The organism is Rhodanobacter sp. UC4452_H20 (assembly GCF_052978205.1).
This window is the reverse complement of record NZ_CM129662.1, coordinates 244404-258150: the sequence shown is the minus strand read 5'-3', so window position 1 is coordinate 258150 and position 13747 is coordinate 244404. Positions and strand designations below refer to the sequence as shown.

13 protein-coding genes are annotated in these 13747 nt (G+C 67.2%); 12 read left to right on the top strand and 1 reads right to left on the bottom strand.

What is annotated here, in order from left to right:
* The first annotated feature begins 312 nt into the window (after nt 1-312).
* Nucleotides 313-1173 (top strand): 30S ribosomal protein S2, encoded by an 861-nt coding sequence (gene rpsB, locus ACVCMC_RS01175; protein WP_395119728.1) that lies wholly within the window; start codon nt 313-315, stop codon nt 1171-1173.
* Between the two features lie 99 nt (nt 1174-1272).
* On the top strand, nt 1273-2154 hold the full coding sequence (gene tsf / locus ACVCMC_RS01170; RefSeq protein WP_447098381.1) for a translation elongation factor Ts: 882 nt from the start codon (nt 1273-1275) through the stop codon (nt 2152-2154).
* Nucleotides 2155-2319: 165 nt separating this feature from the next.
* Here the strand turns inward: tsf and ACVCMC_RS01165 are convergent, their stop codons facing one another.
* Nucleotides 2320-2913: a hypothetical protein gene (locus ACVCMC_RS01165; RefSeq protein WP_395119730.1), complete on the bottom strand. Its 594-nt coding sequence runs from the start codon at nt 2911-2913 to the stop codon at nt 2320-2322.
* A 116-nt stretch (nt 2914-3029) separates the two neighbouring features.
* On the opposite strand from ACVCMC_RS01165, the gene pyrH reads away from it, so the two are divergent.
* From pyrH to lpxA, 10 genes are all read left to right on the top strand, one after another.
* Complete coding sequence (pyrH, locus tag ACVCMC_RS01160; RefSeq protein WP_395119731.1) at nt 3030-3746, top strand: UMP kinase; 717 nt, start codon at nt 3030-3032, stop codon at nt 3744-3746.
* A gap of 69 nt (nt 3747-3815) precedes the next feature.
* Nucleotides 3816-4373: a ribosome recycling factor gene (gene frr, locus ACVCMC_RS01155; RefSeq protein ID WP_447098380.1), complete on the top strand. Its 558-nt coding sequence runs from the start codon at nt 3816-3818 to the stop codon at nt 4371-4373.
* 17 nt (nt 4374-4390) lie between these two features.
* Nucleotides 4391-5146 (top strand): polyprenyl diphosphate synthase, encoded by a 756-nt coding sequence (gene uppS, locus ACVCMC_RS01150; RefSeq protein WP_447098379.1) that lies wholly within the window; start codon nt 4391-4393, stop codon nt 5144-5146.
* A 156-nt stretch (nt 5147-5302) separates the two neighbouring features.
* Complete coding sequence (locus tag ACVCMC_RS01145; protein WP_447098378.1) at nt 5303-6118, top strand: phosphatidate cytidylyltransferase; 816 nt, start codon at nt 5303-5305, stop codon at nt 6116-6118.
* A 2-nt stretch (nt 6119-6120) separates the two neighbouring features.
* On the top strand, nt 6121-7296 hold the full coding sequence (locus ACVCMC_RS01140) for a 1-deoxy-D-xylulose-5-phosphate reductoisomerase (protein WP_447098377.1): 1176 nt from the start codon (nt 6121-6123) through the stop codon (nt 7294-7296).
* A 36-nt stretch (nt 7297-7332) separates the two neighbouring features.
* The gene (gene rseP, locus ACVCMC_RS01135; protein WP_447098376.1) at nt 7333-8679 is read left to right on the top strand and encodes an RIP metalloprotease RseP; all 1347 of its coding nucleotides are present in this window, start codon (nt 7333-7335) and stop codon (nt 8677-8679) included.
* 195 nt (nt 8680-8874) lie between these two features.
* Nucleotides 8875-11295, top strand: a complete 2421-nt coding sequence (gene bamA / locus ACVCMC_RS01130) for an outer membrane protein assembly factor BamA (protein ID WP_447098375.1) — start codon at nt 8875-8877, stop codon at nt 11293-11295.
* 150 nt (nt 11296-11445) lie between these two features.
* Nucleotides 11446-12474, top strand: a complete 1029-nt coding sequence (lpxD, locus tag ACVCMC_RS01125) for a UDP-3-O-(3-hydroxymyristoyl)glucosamine N-acyltransferase (RefSeq protein ID WP_447098374.1) — start codon at nt 11446-11448, stop codon at nt 12472-12474.
* Nucleotides 12467-12934 (top strand): 3-hydroxyacyl-ACP dehydratase FabZ, encoded by a 468-nt coding sequence (gene fabZ, locus ACVCMC_RS01120; protein WP_395119739.1) that lies wholly within the window; start codon nt 12467-12469, stop codon nt 12932-12934. The genes lpxD and fabZ overlap by 8 nt, the downstream gene beginning before the upstream one ends.
* Nucleotides 12935-12936: 2 nt before the next feature.
* On the top strand, nt 12937-13725 hold the full coding sequence (lpxA, locus tag ACVCMC_RS01115; protein WP_447098373.1) for an acyl-ACP--UDP-N-acetylglucosamine O-acyltransferase: 789 nt from the start codon (nt 12937-12939) through the stop codon (nt 13723-13725).
* Nucleotides 13726-13747: the final 22 nt, after the last annotated feature.

The window sequence follows — 13747 nt, the reverse complement described above, 5'->3', positions numbered from 1 at the left end:
TTCCACTCATGTGGCGACAGAACTCCTTGAAATCCAGAGACTTGCCGCACCGCCGGCGTACCGGCTACAATTTCGGAGTTTTGCAGGGCTGATGCCTCCCGAGCGGGAGTCGATCCACGCAAAGCGAGCCGGGATTGTAACGCCCAGCGGTACAACACCCAAACCAACGCCACACACGCATCGGCACCGCCTTCGGGGTGCCGCGCCTCGCCCACCGTCAAAATCGGGCCAGTCGCGGTCGAAGCCGGGGATGCGTGGAGGTCCCAACCCCCAGGTTCCTTCTCGAGGGAACCGACAATCGGAGCGACACCCATGGCACAAGTCACCATGCGTCAGATGCTGGAAGCCGGCGTCCATTTCGGTCATCAGACCCGTTACTGGAATCCCAAGATGGCCCCGTACATCTTCGGCGCCCGCGGCAAGATCCACATCATCAATCTCGAAAAGACCCTGCCGCTGTTCACCGACGCGATGAATTTCCTGTCGGGCCTGGCGCAGAAGCGCGGCACCATCCTGTTCGTCGGCACCAAGCGTTCGGCCCGCGAGCCGTTGGCCGAAGAGGCCGCACGCGCCGGCATGCCGTTCGTCACCTCGCGCTGGCTCGGCGGCATGCTGACCAACTTCCGCACCGTGAAGCAGTCCGTTTCGCGCCTGAAGGAACTGGAAGCGGCCGAGACCGATGGCAGCTTCGACAAGCTGGTCAAGCACGAAGTGCTGGCCCGTCGCCGCGAGCGCGACAAGCTGCAGGCCTCGCTGGGCGGCATCAAGGACATGAACCGTCTGCCCGACGCGCTGTTCGTGATCGACATCGGCCACGAAGACATCGCCGTGCAGGAAGCCAAGAAGCTGGGCATCCCGGTAATTGCCGTGGTCGACACCAACTACAACCCGGAGCTGGTCGACTACGCCATCCCGGGCAACGACGACGCGATCCGCGCGATCCAGCTGTATGCCCGCGCCGCCGCCGACTCGATCCTCGAAGGCAAGGCCGCCGCGCCGGCCGCCGCCCAGGGCGACGGCAACGACTTCGTCGAGCTGGACGAGGAAGGCAACCCGGTGGCCAAGGTCGATCGCCCGCGCCGCGAGGCTGCCCCGCGCAAGTCCGCGCCGCGCCGCGACGGCGGTCGCGACGGCGGCCGTGGCCCGCGCAACGAAGGCGCGCCCGCCAAGTAAGCGCCGAGGCGGCGGTCGCCGACCGCCGCCAGGCTGCCGAGATCAACGCGTGACGGCGTTTGCTTGCCGTCGCGCCATCCAAGCATTGGAGAACTACCGATGAGCAATATTTCCGCCCAGATGGTGAAGGAGCTGCGCGAGCGGTCCGGCGCCGGCATGATGGAATGCAAGAAGGCGCTGGTGGAGAACAACGGCGACCTCGACGCCGCCATGGAGTGGCTGCGCAAGTCCGGCCTCGCCAAGGCCGACAAGAAAGCCAGCCGCATCGCCGCCGAAGGCCGCATCGTCACCGACCAGGCCAGCGGCAAGGCCGTACTGGTCGAGATCAACTGCGAAACCGACTTCGTGGGCAAGGACGCGAGCTTCCTGAAGTTCAGCGACACCGTCGCCGAAGTCGCGCTGAAGTCCGGCGCCGCCGATATCGACGCGCTCAAGGCAGCCGCCTATCCCGGCGGCGGCACCGTCGAGGACGCGGCCAAGGCGCTGATCGCCACCATCGGCGAGAAGATCGACGTGCGCCGCATGGCCCGCATCGAGAACGACGGCGTGATCGGCAACTACATCCATGGCGGTCGCATCGGCGTGCTGGTGTCGCTCAAGGGCGGCTCCGAGGAGCTGGCCAAAGGCATCGCCATGCACGTGGCGGCGATGAACCCGGCGCACGTCCGCGCCGAGGACGTGCCGGCCGAGTTCGTCGCCAAGGAGAAGGAAATCGCGCTGAGCCTGATGTCCGAGAAGGACAAGGCCAAGCCGGCCGAGATCCTGGAGAAGATCATCAGCGGCAAGATCCACAAGATCGTTTCCGAAGTCACCCTGCTGGGCCAGCCCTACGTGCTGGACACCAACGTCACGGTCGCCGAGGCGCTGAAGAAGGAAGGCGCCGACGTCATCTCGGTCGTCCGCCTGGCCGTCGGCGAAGGCATCGAGAAGGTGGAAGAGGATTTCGCCGCCGAAGTCATGAAGCAGGCAGGCTTGAGGTAATCCGAAGTACCCGTCATCCCTGACGGCAAAGACCGGCCATCGGGCAACCGCTCCTGCGTTGCCTCACCTCGGGCATCCATGCCCTCGCCATGGCCGGACTTTCAGAAAGAGCGGGTGCTTCGAACCAGGGGCCGCGGGAAACCGCGGCCCTTTTCGTTGTCGCGGTCAATCCCGGTAGGCGCCCAGGTCGCGACGATGGCCGAACTGCGTGACGTAGAACCCCAGCCGCCCGCGAAAGCCTCCCAGCGCCACCTCCACGCGATGGCGCGGATGGGCCTCGTAATAGGCCGAACTGGTGCAAAGGTGGTCGAACAGGAAGCCGGTCATGGGGCCGCCCCTCAACTGGTAGTCGCATTCCCGGCGCCGCCGGCGGTGAACGGTGTGCATCTGCACCGGCGGCAGGAATGCGGCATCGCCCAGCATTCGCGTGACCCCGCCCGCCACCCCATGCGCCAGCGCGCACCAGATGAAGCCTGCAGCCAAGGCAGCGCAGAACGGTGCCGCCAGGAGCATTTTGGCGGTACCGCCCTGATAGGCTTCGTTGCGTCCGGTGAGATTGACCCACGCGAGCCACACCGTGACCGCCACGCCAAGCACCAGCGCCACGTAGAAGCTGGATCGTTCCACCCACGGCTCGGGCAGGAAGTCGATCCAGCCACCGTAGAACGCCAGGGCCATCACGATCAGCGTGCCGTGGATGGCGATGCGTCGCCCGCGCGACGGCGCCGGGACCCCGTAATAAAGCGTGTTCCACCCCACCCGTTCGCTCCTTGAACCGAATCCGTCGCGGCGACTTCAATCGACCGAGGCAAGCTTACCCGAGAGCGGCTCTGCCGCTACAATGTGGCGGTTTGCCCCCACAATCCGGAGAACCCATGAGCACCCAGCCCAAGTACCACCGCATCCTGCTCAAGCTCTCCGGTGAAGCGCTGATGGGCGAGGCCGACTACGGCATTGATCCGAACGTGATCGGCCGGCTCGCCGAGGAGATCATCGAGGTGCGCCGCGCCGGCGTGGAAGTGGGCGTGGTGATCGGCGGCGGCAACATCTTCCGCGGCGCCGGCCTGGCCGCGGCCGGCATGGATCGCGTCACCGGCGACCACATGGGCATGCTCGCCACCGTGATGAACGCGCTGGCGATGGCCGATGCGATCGAGAAGCGTGGCGGCTATGCGCGGGTGATGAGCGCGATCCAGATCCACGACGTGGCCGAGGACTACATCCGCCGCCGCGCGATCCGCCACATCGAGAAGGGCCGCATCGTGCTGTTCGCTGCCGGCACCGGCAATCCGTTCTTCACCACCGACTCGGCCGCGGCGCTGCGCGCCGTGGAAGTCGGCGCCGACCTGCTGCTCAAGGCCACCAAGGTCGACGGCGTCTACAGCGCCGACCCCGCCCGTGACGCGCACGCCATCCGCTACGAGCGGCTGAGCTACGAGGAAGTGATCCAGCGCAACCTGCAAGTGATGGACACCGCCGCGATCGCGCTGTGCCGCGACCACGGCATGCCGCTGCGCATCTACGACATGAGCGTGCCCGGCAGCCTGATGCGCATCATGGGCGGCGAGTCGATCGGCACGCTGGTCGGCTGAGTCGGCCCGCGGGGGCGACGCCCGCCACTGCTATAATCACGCGTTGCCAGATTCACCGGGGTACGACACATGCTCAACGACATCAAGAACGATGCCCAGGCCCGCATGGGCAAGAGCATCGATTCGCTCAAGCACGACCTCACGCGTATCCGCACCGGCCGCGCCAGCACCACGTTGGTCGACCACATCAAGGTCAGCTACTACGGCGCGGAAACGCCGCTGTCGCAGGTCGCGTCCGTGACGCTGGCCGATGCGCGCACCATCCTCATCACGCCGTGGGAAAAAAACATGGTGGCGCCGATCGAGAAGGCCCTGATGGCATCGGACATCGGCATCACGCCGACCACCGCCGGCACCGTGATCCGGCTCAACATGCCCGCGCTCACCGAGGAGCGTCGCAAGGAGCTGGCCAAGCACGTGGGCCATGAGGGCGAGAACGCCAAGATCGCCATCCGCAACGTGCGCCGCGATGCCCTGCAGCAGGTCAAGGACCTGCTCAGGGACAAGCAGATCACGGAGGACGAGGATCGCCGTTTCGACGACGAGATCCAGAAGCTCACCGATCGCGCGGTCAAGGACGTCGATACCGTGGTCAAGGCCAAGGAAGAGGAGCTGATGGCGCTCTGAGCGCCATCGCACCCCGCATGCCGGCCGCCACGGCTGCCCGGGTTCCCCGCCATGTCGCCATCGTGATGGACGGCAACGGGCGCTGGGCCCGTGCCCGGCACCGTCCGCGCAGCTTCGGCCACAACGCCGGGCGCCGCGCGGTGCGCGAGGTGATCGAAGCCTGCCTGCGCGAAGGCGTGCCGGTGCTGACCCTGTTCGCCTTCTCCAGCGAAAACTGGCAGCGCCCGCAGGACGAGGTCAGCGCCCTGATGAACCTGTTCGTGCGCGCGCTGGACAAAGAAGTGGAGGAACTGCACGGCCACGGCGTGCGCCTGCGCTTCATCGGCGACCTGGACAGCTTCGACGAGCCGCTGCGCCAGCGCATGCGCGCGGCGACGGACCGCACCGCCGGCAACGCGGCGCTGCAACTGAATATCGCGGTGAGTTACGGCGGCCGCTGGGACATCGTGCAGGCCTGTCGCCACGCTGCCGCGGCAGTCGCGCATGGCGAGTTGCGCGCCGACGAGATCGACGAATCACGGCTGGGCCAGTGGATGAGCCTGGCCGAGCTGCCGCCGCTGGACCTGTTCATCCGCACCGGCGGCGAACGCCGCATCAGCAACTTCCTGTTGTGGCAGGTCGCCTACGCCGAGCTGTACTTTACCGATACGTTGTGGCCCGATTTCGACCAGGCTTGCCTGCGCGAGGCCATCGCCGACTACGCTTCGCGCGAGCGCCGCTACGGCCGCACCAGCGCGCAGCTGGCCCCTGCCCCCCAGGAGCGTGGGCGATAGAAACCAAGGGGCTATGGCTTCGCGCTTTTGGCCAGCTTTTCCGCTCCTTCTCGTCAGATAGCTACGGCTATCTTCCTCAAACGATCGAAAAACCTGACTCAAAATCGCTTTGCTCGCTCCCTTGGTTTCTACCGCCCACGCTCCTAGAGGATTTCCATGCTGCTTCAGCGCATTCTCACCGCCCTGGTGCTCGCGCCGCTGGCGATCCTGATCGTCCTGCTGCCGCCGACCGGCGTCTTCGGCGCGATCGTGGCCGTGGCTTTCCTGGCGGCATGGGGGGAGTGGGCCCAGCTGAGCGGCCTGCATGGCCGTGCCCGGGTGGCCTTGCTGATCGTGGCCGCCGGCGTGTTCGTGCTGCTCTGGCTGGCGCGCGACAGCGCGTGGCTCGACTGGCTGCTGGTCGCTGGCGTGGCATGGTGGCTGGTGGCCTGCCTGTGGCTGCGCCACTTCGCGTTCGCCGCCGCGCCCACGCGCGACAACACCGCGCTGAAACTGCTGGCCGGCGCATTCGTGATCTTTCCGGCCTGGGTCGCCCTGGTCCGCATCCATGGCCACTCGCCGCACGGCCCGTGGTGGACCTTGCTGGCGCTGATGATCGTGTGGGCCTCGGACATCGGCGCCTACGCCGCCGGCCGCGCCTTCGGCAAGCGCAAGCTGGCGCCGCATATCAGCCCGGGCAAGACCTGGGCCGGCGCCTACGGCGCGCTGGTCGCCGGCGTGCTGCTGGCGCTGGTCGGCGCCTGGCTGCTCGACGTGCGTGATGTGCGGTTGCTGGCGCTGGCGCTGCTGGCGGCGGCCACCGTGTCCATTTCTATCGTCGGCGACCTGTTCGAGAGCCTGCTCAAGCGGCATGCCCAGGTGAAGGATTCGGGCAGCATCTTTCCCGGCCATGGCGGCCTGATGGATCGACTGGACAGCGTGTTCGCGGCACTGCCCATTTTCGCCGCCGGCTTGTGGGTGCTGCAGTTGTGACGATGCGCACGGTCGCTGTCCTTGGTGCCACCGGCTCGATCGGCGGCAGCACGCTGGACGTGATCGCGCGCCATCCGGAGCGGTTCCGCGCCAGCGTGCTCACCGCGAACCACCGCGTCGAGGCGCTGGTCGAACTGTGCGTTCGACACCGGCCGGACCTGGCCATCGTCGCCGATCCCGCGCACGAGGGCGAACTGGCCCGGCGCCTGGCCGACGCCGGGGTGCGCTGCGATGTCGCCAGCGGCCCGGACGCGCTGGTCGCCGCGGCGGCCAGCAACCTGTGCGACACCGTGGTGGCGGCCATTGTCGGCGCCGCCGGGCTGGAGTCGACCCTGGCCGCCGCGCAGGCCGGCAAGCGGCTGCTGCTGGCCAACAAGGAGTCCATCGTGATGGCCGGCCCGCTGCTGCTGCAGGCGGTCGAGCGCGGTGGCGGGGTGCTGGTGCCGGTCGACTCCGAGCACAACGCGTTGTTCCAGTGTCTGCCGGGCGGTCGCCCCGCACTGGCCCGCAGTGGCGTGCGCCGATTGATCCTGACCGCGTCCGGCGGCCCGTTCCGCGGCCGCAGCCGCGCCGAGCTGGCGCATGTCACGCCCGACCAGGCCTGCAAGCATCCCAATTGGGTCATGGGCCGCAAGATCTCGGTCGACTCGGCCACCCTGATGAACAAGGGGCTGGAGGTGATCGAGGCGCATCACCTGTTCGCCGCGCCGGTCGAGGCCATCGAGGTGGTGGTGCATCCGCAGAGTCTGATCCACTCGATGGTCGACTACGTCGACGGCTCCGTGCTGGCGCAACTGGGCAACCCGGACATGCGCACCGCGATCGCCCACGCGCTGGCCTGGCCGGAGCGGGTCGAGTCCGGGGTCACCCCGCTCGACCTCGCCGCCTGCGCGCCGCTGCAGTTCGAGGCGCCGGATCTGGCCACCTTCCGCTGCCTGGCGCTGGCCTTCCAGGCGCTGCGCGCCGGTGGCGACGCCCCGACCGTGCTGAGCGCGGCCAACGAGGTGGCGGTGGAGGCCTTCCTCGCCGGCACGCTGGCGTTCCTGTCGATCGCCGACGTGGTCGAGGCGGTGCTTGCGGAACTGCCGGCGCAGCCGGTGGTCGATATCCCGACCCTGCTCGAGCGCGACCGGGCGGCCCGCGAGGCGGCCCGGCGCGTACTGCGCAGGGCTTGCTGATATTCTTGTCCCGATGACTTTCCGCTGCGGTACTTGATGACTTCCTTTTTCGGCTCGGTGTTCTGGTTGCTGGTCACGCTCGGCGTGCTGGTGACCTTCCATGAGTTCGGCCACTACTGGGTCGCGCGGCGCTGTGGGGTCAAGGTGCTGCGGTTCTCGATCGGCTTCGGCAAGGCGATCTGGAAGCGCATCGGCCGCGACGGCACCGAATACTGGATCGCGGCGATCCCGCTGGGCGGCTACGTGAAGATGCTGGACGCGCGCGAGGGCGAGGTCGACCCGGCCCTGCGCGACCAGGAGTTCACCGGCAAATCGGTGTGGAAACGCATCGCCATCGTGGCGGCCGGGCCGGGCTTCAACGTGATCTTCACCATCGCCGCGCTGTGGCTGATGTTCATGCTCGGCCGGAGCGACTACGCGCCGATCGTCACCTCCACGCCGGACAGCATCGCCGCCGAGGCAGGCATCCAGCCGGGCGACCGCATCCTCAGCGTCAACGGGCGCCAGGTCTCCACCTGGAGCGATTCGATGGACGCGGTGGGCAACGCGCTGCTGGCGCTGACCCCGCTGCCGCTGACGGTGCGCCACGCCGACGGCCAGACCCGCGAACTCGTGCTGCCGCTGGACCGTCTGCCGGCCGGCCAGCCGATCGACCAGTACTTCGGCAAGCTCGGCTTGCGCCTGGCACCGCCGCCGGCGATCGCCGGCACGGTCAAGCCCGGGCAACCGGCGGCCCTGGGCGGCATCCAGGGCGGCGATCGCATCGTCAGCATCAACGGCCAGCCGGTGGGCGATTTCGACAGCCTCGGCAAGCTGGTGCAATCGGCGGCGGCCACATCGCCGCGACTGTCGATCGGCGTGCTGCGCGACGGCCGGCCGCTGACCCTCGCGGTCACCGCGACATGGGAGTCGCTCGGCGACCAGCCGGCGAAGTGGATGCTGGGCGTCGCCCCGCCGCCGCCGGAGCCGGCCACCGTGCAGTATTCGCCGGCGCGCGCACTGGGCGCCGCGTTCACCACCACTTGGCGCAACACCCGGCAGACCTTCGGCATGATCGGGGAGATGCTCAGCGGGCACGCCTCGACCAAGAACATCTCCAGCGTGATCGGCATCGCCCAGTACGCCAATGCGTCGGCGCAGATGGGGCTGGCGTGGTTCCTGCAGTTCCTGGCGATGGTGTCGCTGAGCCTGGCGATCCTGAACCTGCTGCCGATCCCGGTCCTCGATGGCGGGCACCTGCTGTATTATCTGATCGAACTGGTCAAGGGCAGCCCGGTCAGCGAACAGGCCATGATCATCGGCCAGTACATCGGTCTGGTCCTGCTGTTCAGCCTGGTCGGATGGACGCTATTCAACGACATCCAGCGAACCCTGCTGTCGTGATGCGCATTGCCATCGCCCTCGACCACCTGGCGATCCGCCAGACTGCGCCGGTCCTGCTTGCCCGGGCCGACGCGGTCCGCGACAAATCCCGCTGGAATGCAGCGCCCCTTTTCGCGACGGGCTCATCCCCCGCCGCATGCGTTGACGGAGCGGCCGCGCTGGCCGCCCCGTCAAACTAACCCAACGGAACCGACGATGAAGCGTATCGCCGCGCTGATCCTGCTTGCCTCCCTTGCCGCGAACGCGTACGCGTTCGAGCCCTTCGTGATCTCGGACATCCGCATCGACGGCCTCAGCCGCATCGCGGCCGGCACGGTGTACAACTACCTGCCGGTGAACAAGGGCGACCGGCTCACCAACGCCGAGGCGGCGCGCGCCATCCGCGCGCTGTACCAGACCAAGTTCTTCAGCGACGTGGAGCTCGACCGCGACGGCAACATCCTGGTGATCAAGGTGGTCGAGCGGCCGTCCATCGCCAAGCTCAACATCCGCGGCAACCACGACATCAAGACCGACGACCTGAAGAAGGGCCTCAAGCAGACCGGCATCTCCGAAGGCGAGACCTTCGACCGGCTGGCCATCGACGGCGTGCAGCAGGAGCTGATCCGGCAGTACTACAACCGCGGCAAGTACAACGTGTCGGTCGAGCCGCACGTGACCCGGCTCGACCGCAACCGCGTTGCCATCGACATCGAGATCCGTGAGGGCAAGGCAGCCAAGATCCGCGAGATCAACATCCTCGGCAACCACGCCTACACCGACAAGCAGATCCGCGACGATTTCGAGTCCGGCACGCCGAACCTGATGTCGTGGTACTCCAAGAACGACCAGTACTCGCGCGAGAAGCTTTCCGGCGACCTGGAGAAGCTGCAGTCCTACTACATGAACCGCGGTTACGCGGATTTCGGCGTGGATTCGACCCAGGTCAGCATCTCGCCGGACAAGCGCAACATGTACATCGACGCCAGCATCAAGGAAGGCGACATCTACAAGGTCACCGACGTCAAGCTGCTCGGCGACCTGATCCTGCCGGAAAAGACGATGCGCCAGCTGGTGTTCGTCAAGGAAGGCGACATCTTCAACCGCGGCGCGATCGAGAACTCCAGCAAGGCGATCAAGGCGGTGCTGTCCAACATCGGCTATGCCTACGCCAAGGTCACGCCGATCCCGAAGCTGGACAAGGACAAGCACACGGTCGACCTGACCATGTACGTCGAGCCGGGCCAGCGCGTGTACGTGCGCCGCGTGATCTTCTCCGGCAACACCAAGACCGAGGACAACGTGCTGCGTCGCGAGATGCGCCAGCTCGAAGGCTCCATGTACTCGCAGGCCGCGATCGACCGCTCGAAGATCCGCCTGCAGCGGCTGGGCTACTTCAAGAAGGTCGACATCGACAAGAAACTGGTGCCCGGCTCGCAGGACCAGGTCGACGTCAGCGTCAAGGTCGAGGAGCAGGCCGCCGGCAGCATGCAGTTCGGCATCGGCTACTCGCAGTACGCCGGCATCATCCTCAACGCCTCGTTGAGCCAGAACAACCTGTTCGGCAGTGGCGACAGCTTCTCGGTGAGCGGCTCGCGCAGCACCTACCAGACCAGTTTCGGCGCCAACTACTACAACCCGTACCTGACCGACAACGGCATCGGCATCGGCTACAGCGTCAACTATTCCAAGACCGACTACGGCAACACCGACTACGCCAACTACAGCACCAGCGCCAAGGGCTTCTCCACCTACCTGGGCATCCCGATCAGCGAAACCGACGGCGTGCGCTTGGGCCTGGGCATCAGCAGCAACAAGGTCAACCTGTTCCCCGGCTACAGCCCGCGGGACCTGATCGACTACCAGAACCAGCTCGGCAACAAGACGATCCATTCGTGGACCGGCACGCTGGGCTGGAACCACGACACCCGCAACGGCTTCTGGGCGCCCACCCGCGGCGGCCTGCTGCAGGCCCAGGCGGATGTCGCCCTGCCCGGCTCCACCGTGCAGTACTGGAAGCTCACCGCCGAGGCCAACCATTACTGGCCGATCGGCAAGGGCTTCGTGCTCTACCTGGACGGCCAGGTGGGCTACGGCAAGACCTATGGCAAGAACGGCATCAGCGACGACCAGTTCGCCGTGCTCAAGGCCGCCACCGAAGCGCAGCGCGGCGCAGGCTACGTGATGCCCGACCTGCGCCAGGATTTCCCGTTCTTCGCCAACTTCTCTTCCGGCGGCGTGCGCGACGTACGCGGCTTCCAGGACAACACCCTGGGCCCGCGCGTGTGCATCGACGGCAGCTCGCCGGACGCGCGCGGCAACTGCCTGGGCGCCTACTGGGCGCAACCGATCGGCGGCTCGTTCAAGGTGCTGGGCACCGCCGAGCTGTACCTGCCGCTGCCGTTCCTGAAGGACATCAACACCGCGCGCGTGTCGCTGTTCACCGACGTCGGCAACGTCTACCGGGATTACCAGAGCTTCGACGCCAGCACGCTGCGCGCCTCGGCCGGCGTATCGCTGCACTGGCAGGCGCCGATCGGCCCGCTGATCATCAGCCTCGCCGTGCCGTTCCGCTCGCAGCCGTCGGACGGTCATTACGAGGAGCGCATCCAGTTCACCTTCGGCAGCCAGTTCTGACCATCGGCCGGTGCGGGCGCCGCCACGTGCGGAGCTGCCGGCGTCTCGAAGGAAAACGCGGCGATGCCGCGTTTTCTTTTTCGTCGTCCGGGCACACCTGCGTCGTGCGGCGCCACGCCCTACAATGACGCGCACCGTCCGGAGCCACGCATGAACGCCATCCACTACTCGGCAGCCGAACTGGCCGCGCGCTTCGGCCTCGACGTCCGCGGCGACGGCACGCGGATGGTGAGCGGCGTGGGCACGCTCGGTGGCGCCGGCGCCAGCGAGTTGAGCTTTCTTTCCAACAGCAAATACACCGCGCAGCTGCTGTCCACCCGCGCGGGCGTGGTGGTGCTGCGCGAGGAGAACCTCGCCGATTGCCCGGCCACCGCGCTGATCGCCAGGGACCCCTACGTCGCCTACGCGCGCATCGCCGCGCTGTTCGAGCGCCTGCCCGCCGCACCGGCTGGCGTGCATCCCAGTGCCGTGGTCGCCGCTTCCGCGCGCGTCAGCGCCGGCGCCAGCATCGGCCCGTGTTGCGTGATCGAGGCCGATGCAGTGGTCGAGGACGGCGCCGTGCTGGGGCCACACTGCATCATCGGCGAGGGCTGCACGGTGGGGGCGCAATCGCGGCTGGTGGCCCGGGTCACCCTGGTCACGCGCGTCATCCTGGGTCGCCGCGTGCTGGTGCATCCCGGCGCGGTGATCGGTTCGGACGGCTTCGGCCTGGCCTTCGACACCGACCACTGGATCAAGCTGCCCCAGTTGGGTGGGGTACGCATCGGCGATGACTGCGAGATCGGCGCCAACACCACGATTGACCGCGGCACGCTGGACGACACCGTGCTGGAAGAAGACGTGCGGCTGGACAACCAGATCCAGATCGCCCACAACGTGCACGTGGGCGCGCACACCGCAATGGCCGGATGCGCCGCCGTGGCCGGCAGCGCCAGGATCGGCCGCTACTGCCAGATCGGCGGCAATGCGGGCGTGCTCGGCCATCTCGAGCTGGCCGACCGGGTTACCATTACCGCCAAGAGCCTGGTCACCCATTCGATACGCGAACCGGGCGAGTACTCCTCCGGCGTGCCGCTGCAGGAAAATCGCCTGTGGCGCAGGAATGCGGCGCGATTCAAGCATCTGGACGAATACGCGCGCCGTCTGGCGGCACTGGAAAAGGACAAGAGCGATGACTGAGGAAAATTTCGAGATCACCCTGCCGGTGCAGGTGGAGCAGATCCAGCGCCTGCTGCCGCACCGCTACCCGTTCCTGCTGGTCGACCGGGTGATCGAGGTCGTGCCGGACGTCAGCGCAGTCGCGCTGAAGAACGTCACCATCAATGAACCGTTCTTCGATGGCCATTTCCCGGGCCATCCGGTGATGCCGGGCGTGCTGATCATTGAGGCGATGGCGCAGGCCGCCGGCCTGCTGACGCAGATCAGCCGCCGCATGAAGGGCGACGCGGGCAGCCCGTTGTTCTATCTGGTCAAGGTCGACAATGCGCGCTTCAGCGCTCCGGTGGTGCCGGGCGACCAGTTGCGCCTGGAAGTGAACCTGAAACGCCTGGTCCGCGGCATGGGCCTGTTCGCCGCGCGCACCACGGTCGACGGCAAGGAAGTGGCAAGCTGCGAACTGATGTGCGCCGCGAGGTCATGAACATGAGTGACAGCACCGCGATCCACCCCACTGCGCAGGTCGACCCGGCTGCCGTGATCGGCGCCGGCGTGCGCATCGGCGCCTATAGCGTCATCGGCGCGCAGGTGGAGATCGGCGACCGCACGGTGATCGGCCCGCACGTGGTGATCGAAGGCCCCACCCGGCTCGGGTGCGACAACCGCGTCGCCCAGTTCGCCTCGCTGGGCGGCGATCCGCAGGACAAGAAATTCGCCGGCGAGCGCACCGAACTGGTCATCGGCGACCGCAACCTGATCCGCGAATTCACCACCATCAACCGCGGCACCGGCGACGGCGGCGGCGTCACGCGCCTCGGCGACGACAACTGGGTGCTTGCCTACGTGCACATCGCGCACGACTGCCAGGTCGGCAATCACGTGGTGTTCTCCAACTATTCCGCCCTGGCCGGGCACGTGGTGATCGGTGACTGGACGATCCTCTCCGGCTATTCGGGCGTGCACCAGTTCTGCAAGGTCGGCGCGCACGCCTTCATCGGCATGGGCTGCCTGGTCGGCCACGACGTGCCGCCGTTCGTGATGATGGCCAACGAGCAGCAGGGCCGCCCGCGCGGCATCAACAGCGAAGGCCTCAAACGCCGGGGCTTCGATGCCACCCGCATCGCCGCGATCAAGCGCGCCTACCGCACCCTCTACATGGCCGGCCTCTCGCTGCCCGAAGCCCGCGAGAAACTCGCCGAGCAGGCGCGCGAAAGCGCCGACGTCATGGCAATGCTGGAGTTCCTCGACCACAGCGAGCGGTCGTTGGCGCGATAAGCGCGTCGCGCTTATCGCAAAA